The organism is Mesorhizobium sp. M7A.F.Ca.AU.001.01.1.1, assembly GCF_004022735.1.
Lineage (GTDB): Bacteria > Pseudomonadota > Alphaproteobacteria > Rhizobiales > Rhizobiaceae > Mesorhizobium > Mesorhizobium ciceri.
Genome location: NZ_RZPF01000177.1, coordinates 1 through 9,747, shown reverse-complemented (window position 1 = coordinate 9,747; position 9,747 = coordinate 1). Strand labels below are relative to the sequence as shown.

Here is a 9,747-nt window from a genome sequence, read left to right as displayed (position 1 = left end):
TCATTAGGATTGCGGAATCGCAGCGAATCCGCAAGCCCCGCTGGTCACTCGCCCGCCGAGACGGTTGTCAAAGCGGCCCTCTCAAAGGACCGGTTATTCGAGGCATCAATCGGTCAACACCCGGCCATCTCAGCTTGCCAAGGGCCAACCGGTTGGTGGTCACAGCATATGAAGCAATTCAGTCCGACACGATCGACTCGCAAATTTACCCAGATCGAATTGCGTTGATGTCAAAACCGAGAATCTTAAGTATAGTGGCGAGAGGCTGGGGGGGCCTCTGTGTGGTGGACGGACGCAATCTAGAGCGGATTACAATCGAAATTCCACAGAGCTTTCGAAGTTTTGTGGAAGGCGCTTTGCTGCGCGTTCAAGCCCAGTATCCGTCGCTTGGCTTTTCAGTATCAAGTGAGGGCATAGAGATAGCTTCTCTTCCGCCGGACCATCTGGATAAGGTGCGCAAGAGCATTCTGCATACCGTTTATCGAGAAAAGATCTACGTCGAGACCCTGCCGCTTCGCCAGGCGCTGATCAATGCGGTCACTGCGAAATGAACGTTTGGCCACTTAAGTTTCGAGAGCGTCCAAACGGCGAACTTCTTTTCACCGATGATGCCGGTGGATTCTTCGCAGCAGATCGTGACTTTCTAGAGAGGTACACAGGCGGCGCTTTGTCGGTTGTCGATCGGCATTTTCTTCGCGAAAACGGTCACACGTTCGAACGCGAAGGCGATCCTGACTGGATGTCATTTGCCTATCGATGGGCACGGAGGCAGTCGAAGCAGCAAGACCTCTCCTACCTTATCTTGGTCCCCACACTCCGCTGCAATTTGACGTGCGGCTATTGCCAGGTTTCGCGCGCCCCGGAATCCGCACAGGGCTTCGACTGGAACGCTGAAACATTGAAGGCCGTGCTCGACTTCATCGACGCGATGAAGGGTCCGGAGATCAAGATCGAGTTTCAGGGTGGAGAACCCTTGCTTCGGATCGATCTGCTCGAGCAGGTTCGCGCTTTCACCCGCTCAAAGTTTCCGAATAGCCAGTTTGTTGTCTGCACAAATTTGCAGCGCTTGGGCGACCAAGAGTGGACTTTCCTTGACCAGCCGGACACGTTCGTCAGCACCTCGTTGGACGGAAATCACGAGACCCACACGCGTCAGCGTACGCATGATCCTCTGGTTACCGACACGTTCTTTGGCAACCTGGCAGAGGCCGTGCGTCGCCTTGGCCCCGGCAGGGTTTCAGCCTTGCCGACGATAGACGTAGACCGACCGCCAGATTTCACAGACCTCGTCGATAATTTCGAGCTTCACGGAATAAGATCGATCTATCTGCGGCCGATAAATCACCAAGGTTTCGCACGACGTCGAAAGCGCGATCCAAATTCAATAGCCAAATGGAATGCGCTTCACTCTGATTTCATCGACTCCCTTATCGACCGCAATCACCGCACCGGCCGATTTGTCGAGGAGTATTATTTCAGCCAGTGTTTGCGCCGGTTTCTCAGATCGGGAGCCGATGACCACGTCGACCTGCGCAATCCAAATTTCTTCGCGTCGGACTATATCGTCGTCGATCACGATGGGCAATTGTACCCTACCGACGAAGCTCGGATGCTTTCGCGTATAGGACGCGTTGATCTGTCGATTGGCACAGTTGCCGAAGGTCTTGATCAGACGAAAGTTCGGCTCCTGAACCACGCGTCGATCAACAACTTCGACGCCGACTGCATCCACTGCGTCTATCAACCCTTCTGCGGAACGGACGTCGTCGATGACCTGTCGCGGGACGGACGCGTTGATCTGGTTCGCAACGAGACCTGGTTCTGCAAGAGACACATTTCCCTTTTCGATAAGGTCGTCGAGGTAGTCAGTCGCCGCGACGATGCGGCGATCCGGTCGCTCGCCAGCTGGGCCCGCGTGCCATCGTGGGGGGATCACATGATCCCGGTGCATGTATGATCCCGCTTCGTCTCAAAATCGAAACCGATGTCGTAGATCCCTACGTTGTTCGCCTCAGGTCGTTCGAAGGATTGTCGGAGGACTGTAGCGATGCCGGTTCGCTGGACGCGACGTTGGAGAATGCCAGTGCGGAAAACGCCGACTTCGCCGGAGCGATGGGCAAGCTTCGTGTATTCGGCGTCGATCCGAGCGAGGTCAATGGTGATGTGATGTTTGTCGTGCCCTGGCGAGGGACGGCGCACCGCCTCATCCGAGCGAATTCCCGACACAACACCCTCTTGATCACGGAACGGTGCGATCAGCTCTGTTTGATGTGCTCTCAACCTCCGAAAGAGCGGCACATCGACATGTTTCCATTCTTCGAAACGGCCGTGCTCTTATCGCCAGGAAATTCGACCATCGGCATATCGGGAGGGGAGCCCACGCTCTTCAAATCGGAGTTGCTCGAGTTTCTGGACACAACAATGTCCGCCCGTCGCGACATCAATTTCCACGTCCTGACCAATGCCCAGCATTTTGACCGTGACGACGTCGTCAGACTTCGTCGTATGGACCTGGATCGTATCCTTTGGGGCATCCCTGTGTACTCAAGCGATCGTGATGTCCACGATCGCATCGTGGGGAAACCAGGTGCGTTCGACCAGGTTAGAAAAAGCCTGTCACTCCTTTGCGAGGCTGGCGCAAAGATTGAACTGCGCACAGTCCTTATGAAACCCAATGCTCCCAAGCTATTTGACCTGGCGAAGTTTGTGACGACCGCGCTGCCTTTCGTCGACAAATGGGCAATCATGCAGCTCGAAAACATTGGCTACGGCCGGCAGAATTGGAGCTCGTTGTTCTATGACAGTTCCAAGGGCTTCGACGTAGTCGGCAAGGCACTGGATTTTGCGATCAGCCGCGGGATCGAGACCAAGCTCTATAACTTTCCGCTCTGCACAGTTCCCGCCAATTATCGGATGTTCGCACCTTCGACTATCTCGGACTGGAAAAGAGCCTACGTCTCGGATTGCGCCGATTGTAGTCTGCGCAACGAGTGCGGCGGTTTCTTTGAGTGGCATCCGAAGGCACATGGATACGAGAGGTTTGGCGTCGCATGAAAAAGCGGCTTTTCGCGATCCCATCGTTGCTCGCTGCCGGTTTCATGCCGATCGAGAGCGTCGCAATGCCTCTTGTGCCTCCCGGCGATGGCGGCAAGACAAAATCGCTTTTCGATATTTTTAAGCTGGATCACAAATTCACATTGGCAGGCCACAGTTCACACAGCAGCCACAGCTCGCACAGCAGCCACCGATCGTCGGCAGGCGGCACATACTACCCGCCGCCAGCGCCCGTCTATCAGGCGCCGGCACCGGTCTATCAAGCACCGACCTACCAGCCGCCCACAACTGCGCCGGCGGCTCCAGCGCCTTTAGTCGTGCTTCCCGGCAACGCCAACAAATTCAAGGAAATCGTTCTTCAGGTCCAATTCGCCATGCTGTCGTTCGGCTACTACAATGGCGAACTGGACGGCAAGATGAGCCCGGAGATGAGGGCTGGCCTTGAAAAAATGCAGTCTGACTACAACCTCAAAGTTACGGGTACCATTACACCCGAGACGTTGAACGCTTTGCGGATTACTGCCGAGTAAGCGCTCAGTGACCAACTCCATTATGGGACGCTTCTAGGGTTCGCGCCGCAGGCCAAAGTGATATAACCCTTCGCCCAGTTTGGGCCACCGAATAGAATGTCTACTTTCTGCCAGGAGCGGCCATCTCAGCATGCGGTACGGAATGACCGGATTGGGGGCCGGGAGGAGACCGTCCGCTGGCGGGCGTCTTGACCGAACAGCTGCCATTCGGACAGCCAACCCACTACACTCGAAACGGCGGCACTGATGTCTCGCCGGAATCGGCCACTAGAATCAGTATACGTGATGGCGGCTTCGCGCCAATAGCTGCTATTTCCAAAGATCGTCCTCATCGTAGGTTAGGGCGCCGAATCGTACGACCGAATTCGAAGGCACCATTTCATCTTACAACATATTTCGTCGCCTCGAATTTGCGCGACGTTATAAATCATACTTGAGCATGGTATGTTCTCGGAATGAGGGAAGAATCGGGATACTTTAGATTTCTGACGCACAATCCGTAGCTCGCAGGGAATAAAAAAGGCATCCATTTCAATGGAAGAAGCTGCTGAACTTACAACTCCCGTTGGAAGGCCCTTCAGAGTCCTGTGCCTCGACGGCGGCGGTATGCGTGGCATCTACACTGCGGCGTTTCTCGATCGCTTGCTCGATCAATATCGCAGGACACGCGGGGAGGAACATCTCGACCTGGGCGGCGGCTTCGATCTCATCGCTGGAACGAGCACGGGGGCCATCATCGCCTGCGCCGCGGCAATCGGCCGCCCTATGAGCGATCTAGTCAGGCTCTACCAAGTCTGGGGCAGGAAGATTTTCCCCGAGCGCATTACCGAGAGCAGAGTAAAGCTCATTGCCCGTATAGCGAAGGGTGGCAGCATAGTCAGAGCCGGCGATGCAGCGCTGCGGGAAGCCCTCAGGGTGGAGCTCGGAGACATCACCATGCTCGATGTCTACAGGAAGCGAGGGATTTCGCTTTCGATCCCCACGGTGGCCATGAGCACCCACCGGGCGTGGGTTTTCAAGAAGACGAAGACGAGCGGAGTCCGCGATGACAATTATAAGCTAGTCGATATCTGCTTGGCCTCAAGCGCGGCGCCGATCTACCGGTCCCTGGCGGCGATAAAGAACCCCGACAGCAAGCACGAGCAGATTGAGGTTTTTGCAGACGGTGGATTGTGGGCGAACAACCCAGTCATGGTGGGGATGCTGGATGCGCTAATGAACGCTGACGAGGGACAGCCCATCCAGATATTCTCCTTGGGCACATGCTCTCGACCTGAGGGAGAGGAGATTTCGTCGACACAAGTCCACAGGTCGATGCTCCAGTGGAAGCTGGGTGCCGATGTCGCGCCGCTTAGCATCACGGCCCAGGAGTTCGCCTTTGATAATATGGCCCGCATGTTCGCCAATGTTTTGAGCAAATGCGGCAGGGAGGTGCACCACGTTCGCTTTCCGCAGCAGAAAATCCCGGCCTCGAAACTCGAGTATCTCGGTCTCGACGACAGTAGGTCGGAGGCGATGAATGCGCTCTTGAGCCAGGCGTCGACGGACGCCGACATGGTCAAGAGTGCCTGTGATGATCCTCGGAACCCGCAGGGTCAATTGATCCACAATCTCATGATGTCTCTGCCTACGATGCCGGAGGCAGGCGTACCCAAGGAGTTTTTCGAATGAGAGATTGCCATCTCCAATTAGCGAAATACCAGCGTGACGAGGTGCGGCTTCCGAATGACAGCCGCAAAGGCATCTTCACCAAGGCAAAGACCAACCGGAAGCGGCTGAAGGACGGCCTAGCCGCCAACAACGATCCGACCCCGATCGGACAGCGGACTCAGGGCTCCTACGCGATGCGCACAATGATCGTCGAAAAGGGCGAAGACTATGACATCGACGACGGCGTCTATTTCAAGAAGGAGGACCTCGTCGGGTCGAAAGGAGCTGACAAGTCACCCCTCGCGGCCCGTGAAATGGTGTGCAACGCTTTGCAGGACGATCGTTTCAAAGACTCGCGAGAAGTCCTCAAGAACTGCGTGCGGGTCTATTACCACGAGGGTTACCACATCGACGTGCCCGTCTACCGCCACGTCGTTGTGAAGGACGCCTGGACCGGAAAGGAGTCTGACCACTACGAGCTGGCTAGCTCCAGCTGGAAGCGATCGGATGCGTTGGCAGTGACTTCGTGGTTCCAGGACTTCAACAAGAACAATTGCGCCAATGCGTCCAAGGACGGCGATAAGGGACAGTTTGTTGAAGTAGTCAGGCTTCTCAAAGCCTTTGCGCGGAGCCGCTCAAGCTGGAAGGGAAAGATTTCGAATGGATTCGTCATCTCGAAGCTCGTGGCCGATCATTGGGCCGAGGTTGCTGACCACGATGACAAGACGCTTCGCAATATCGCGAAGGCGATTAGGGACACGCTTGCCTGGAAACAGGTGGTCAAGCATCCGGTTCTTGACGATAACATTATCGAGGACGGCAATGCGAAGGCCAAGTTCCTCCACGACAAACTCGATGAGAACCTCAAGCATCTCGACGTTCTCGACGAATGGGACTGCGACCACGCGAAAGCGATGAGCGCCTGGGACAAGTTCTTCAATACGGACTGGTTCTCCCAGCAGCCCGACCCGGATGGGGCAAAGTCCCTCACCCAGAAAGTAGGTCCGGCGGTCAAGCGGGGTGAGACACGGTACGCCTGAGCGCGCGGTCCATTGCTCACCATCGCTCAGGCCATTGACGCTGTCTCGGCGCTCTTCGAGGCCTATCGGCCGGAGTACAGGGGATATCGCGCCTGCGAGGATGCCAAAGGGCGACCGACGGGCCGTCATCTGTGGTTGTTCGAGGTGTGGGGCCAGGATCTGTCCATCGTGGCCGACGCCGCGTTCCCGTATTCGCGACCGAACGCCTATATCATCAACTACGACGTCCAGCGAAACCTGCCGCATGTCGAGCTTGATGGCCGCTTATGCCTGACGAAGGTTGAGTTTACTACCGATCCGGCAGATGCCGCCCGGCAGGTGCTGGCGGAAGCCCTCGAGCTCCTTTATGCGCATCAGACAGGGTCTGAAGACGAGGATCTCAAGGAAGACTTCACCAACTACTGGAGCCAACGTGCTCATGTCGGCAGCCCGACGCTCTCGTTGCTCTACGAGGAACGTGCATCGACAGGGTCATATCTCCTGACTGGCAACGAGGTCTTTGTATTTGCCAGCAAGGAATTGATGCTTCGGTGGTGGGGGAATCGGAACGGGGAGGCACCCAAGCATACGAATGCCGCCCTTTTCGTCGAGCTCAAGAAGTTCCCTTTGCCGTCCGAGTTTCCCACGGATTCTTTAGGCCTTGTCAAACTCCTCCAGACGCACGCCGTCGATGGTGGAGAGGCATTGTTGAAGGCTGTGAGTGCGGTGCCGAATGGGATCGTCTTGGTGCTAGTCGGCGTTGCGCCTTCCGGCCGCCGCCAATTTGCGGGTGTCCGCCTGCTGAAAACTCTTCCTCCGCAGAAGAAGGGCTCTCGACGGAAGCCGAGGCTCAAGCTTCGACCCCGTGACAAACTCGCCGTGGGCGACCTTCTCGAGCACTATACCATTCAGCGCCTGCGGACTTCACTGCTTGACAGTTCGGCGTCCCGCAGCATCGTCGACCTGACCAATATCGCCGACAAGAGAGTAGTCGTAGTCGGATGTGGCGCTGTCGGCGCGGGCGTCGCGCGCCTACTCGCGAAGGCAGGCGTCGGACGCTTAGATCTCGTTGATCACGAGACTCTTGGCTGGGAGAACATTCGACGTCATGAGCTTGGTGGCCGTAGCGTCCGCCATTCGAAGCCGGAAGCCTTAGCATCGGACCTACGACAAGACTTGCCGGAGGTGGTCGAAGTGAGGGCTTTCTCGAAAACCATCCAGGACCTCGTCGTGTCCGGGAGCGACATATTGAAGGGTGCGGACCTCATCGTGGCCACTACGGGATCCTTGCACGCCGACAACTACATCGCCGAGCTCGCGCGGCACGGGACTCCACCGATAGCCGTGGTGTTTGGCTGGATGGAGGCATGGGGGGTGGCCGGGCACGCGTTACTGCTGTCGGGAGATGGCGCCCGGTTCACGGATGGGTTTGAGAAGGGCGCGCCTCGGCGTCCGGCATCGCGGAACGATCGTCAGCCGCCCAAGGAATGCGGTAACGCCACGACACCTTTCGGGGCACCTGAGGTTGTCGCGGTCCAGGCGATGATCGCCGAGCTCTGCCTCGATCGATTGCAAGAGTCAGGGTTGGCCGACACGTGGCGGACATGGTGGACTTCGGATCGCAATCTCGCCCGTGCCAAAGGGCAATGGACGGAGGAGTTCAAGGCGATGAAGCCCACGGTGTCGGTGTCAGGAGTGATGGAGCGACAATGGCTGTAACCCTCGAAGATAGTTCAGTCGTTGCTCGGTTCCACCGCGTAACCGTCCGGTTCTCGCCAGACGTGCTCAGGGTCTTCGACGGCTACCGACAGACGGGCTGGTTCAGTAGGGAGGCCGGAGGACAGCTGTTCGCCGACATCGAGGGTGACGTTTGGCGTGTGTTAGCGGCGACTGGCCCCAGGCCGGCGGATCGACGGGGGCGGTTTCATTTTTGGCCGGATCGCAAAGCGGAGCAGAAGGAGATTGACCAGCATTTCGCAACAGGGCTTGAGTACGTGGGGGACTGGCATACACATCCGGAGAAGGCCCCGACGCCGTCTCACGACGATATCGCCAGTATCGAGAGCGTAGTCAGAAATTCGACCTTCTATACTTCGGGTCTGCTACTTTGCATCGTCGGTCTGGCACCGTTTCCAGACGGACTACACGTTTCTTTCCATGCTTAATGGCTGCCGGCTCCGGGACGCAAGGCGGACCGCACTTGCATGGAGTCTGTGCTGCGAAAACTATGTAGGTTGTGGAGATGATGACAGACCAAGAAAAAACTATAGTTGGAAGCCTTTACGGCTTGCTGCGAAGCGTTCGCGATGAAAGCGGAGCACTGTTTTCAGGTATCGGGGTCTTGGTAAGTGACACCCCCGATACGCTTCCTACTTTTCCGTTACGGCCAAGGGCTGTCACGCCCCCCAGAGGGTCTACAACTGAGGTCTTGAGTTCAATATCCAGGGACTCCAGCGATTTCCATGACGGATTCCATCTTCTTTCATCGACCTTGGAGATCAGCTCGCTCTCCCTGTATTTTTCGCCCCCGATCCTGCGGTCGGTGGTAATGCCGCATCCCAACCCAAGGCATGGCGGACGGTACCTGGCAGCCCTGTTCGGGTCGGCGTTGCCAGGCGTGATGGCGGCAGGTGTGGCGAGTGCACATTACGGCGTGGTCATTTTCAAAGACGGTATGGAGGTAGCCACAGATGCCTGATGATGATCGTTCAGTGGAGACCGGGCCGCACGCAGCGACAAGGTCGGACGACGGCGCGTTCCCGACCGTGAGCGGCACTTGGAAGATGGAAATCCATTGGCAACGGGGTGACCGTACCGGAAAGGTCGATGCAACCGCCATCATTCGTCAGAGCGATTGGGGGATCGACATGCAAGTGTATTCGATCGGCTCGGATTCCCGCACGATCCTCGCCAAGCCCAGCCACGAGGTCTCAGGACGCCCCGTCATTCATTACATGTACGAGGTAGAACCCAAGGCTATGTGGTCTGACGCAGTCAACCCATACAAGGGTGCGGCGATCCTTCGACTAAATGAACATACCGGCGAATTGAGCGGGAACTATTGGACCAGCCAATTGTCGAAGGGCTTCTTCAAACTCAGCCGCGAGTCTCAGGCTGCGGTAATGGGACCACAGGGGGAATCGGTGGATGTTTTGTTAATAACAGCCATTGCCGATGAATTTACCGAGGCACGCGCGGTGTTTGGCACCCGTGCTGGGTCGCCTGAAGGCGTGTCGGAATGGCTGCCGCGAAAGACCCATCTCAACGACGATTATCTAGTCGGGTCCTTCGTCGTAGGAGGTGAAGAGCGTTTCAGTATAGCTTTAGCGAAACCGAGTCGCATGGGGTCCGTGAGCACCAGTCCGGTGGCGACAAACCTCGCCAACTATCTCCGACCAAAGTGCCTTGTGATGTGTGGGGTTTGCGCTGGTAACCCAGGCGATGTTGAGCTTGGTGATCTCATCGTCTCGGAGCTTGCCTATCAATACGACGAG

Annotated in this window: 8 protein-coding genes; all 8 read left to right on the top strand. The window is 56.8% G+C overall.

Annotated features, from left to right (window positions below):
* Nucleotides 1-551: hypothetical protein (locus EN884_RS38970; RefSeq protein ID WP_206617592.1), on the top strand; the 551-nt coding region annotated here is incomplete at its 5' end.
* Nucleotides 548-1,957: a His-Xaa-Ser system radical SAM maturase HxsB gene (gene hxsB, locus EN884_RS13390; protein ID WP_063170752.1), complete on the top strand. Its 1,410-nt coding sequence runs from the start codon at nt 548-550 to the stop codon at nt 1,955-1,957. The genes EN884_RS38970 and hxsB, both read left to right, overlap by 4 nt.
* Nucleotides 1,954-3,054, top strand: a complete 1,101-nt coding sequence (hxsC, locus tag EN884_RS13385) for a His-Xaa-Ser system radical SAM maturase HxsC (protein WP_063170751.1) — start codon at nt 1,954-1,956, stop codon at nt 3,052-3,054. Before hxsB ends, hxsC begins: the two co-directional genes overlap by 4 nt.
* On the top strand, nt 3,051-3,584 hold the full coding sequence (gene hxsA, locus EN884_RS13380; protein ID WP_063170750.1) for a His-Xaa-Ser repeat protein HxsA: 534 nt from the start codon (nt 3,051-3,053) through the stop codon (nt 3,582-3,584). The genes hxsC and hxsA overlap by 4 nt, the downstream gene beginning before the upstream one ends.
* A gap of 534 nt (nt 3,585-4,118) precedes the next feature.
* A complete protein-coding gene (locus EN884_RS13375) occupies nt 4,119-5,255 on the top strand; it encodes a patatin-like phospholipase family protein (RefSeq protein WP_082826781.1) in 1,137 nt (378 codons plus the stop codon).
* Nucleotides 5,252-6,274, top strand: coding sequence for a cyclic GMP-AMP synthase DncV-like nucleotidyltransferase (locus EN884_RS13370; RefSeq protein WP_063170749.1), 1,023 nt, complete (start codon nt 5,252-5,254; stop codon nt 6,272-6,274). The genes EN884_RS13375 and EN884_RS13370 overlap by 4 nt, the downstream gene beginning before the upstream one ends.
* A 12-nt stretch (nt 6,275-6,286) precedes the next feature.
* On the top strand, nt 6,287-7,972 hold the full coding sequence (locus EN884_RS13365; protein ID WP_063170748.1) for a ThiF family adenylyltransferase: 1,686 nt from the start codon (nt 6,287-6,289) through the stop codon (nt 7,970-7,972).
* Between the two features lie 971 nt (nt 7,973-8,943).
* On the top strand, nt 8,944-9,747 hold an 804-nt coding region (locus tag EN884_RS13355; RefSeq protein ID WP_206617591.1), incomplete at its 3' end, for a hypothetical protein.

Excerpts from the sequence above, each read along its gene's own strand:
- hxsA (WP_063170750.1), top strand. The coding sequence starts at position 3,051 with ATGAAAAAGCGGCTTTTCGCGATCCCATCGTTGCTCGCTGCCGGTTTC.
- hxsC (WP_063170751.1), top strand. The coding sequence starts at position 1,954 with ATGATCCCGCTTCGTCTCAAAATCGAAACCGATGTCGTAGATCCCTAC.
- hxsB (WP_063170752.1), top strand. The coding sequence starts at position 548 with ATGAACGTTTGGCCACTTAAGTTTCGAGAGCGTCCAAACGGCGAACTT.
- EN884_RS13370 (WP_063170749.1), top strand. The coding sequence starts at position 5,252 with ATGAGAGATTGCCATCTCCAATTAGCGAAATACCAGCGTGACGAGGTG.
- EN884_RS13375 (WP_082826781.1), top strand. The coding sequence starts at position 4,119 with ATGGAAGAAGCTGCTGAACTTACAACTCCCGTTGGAAGGCCCTTCAGA.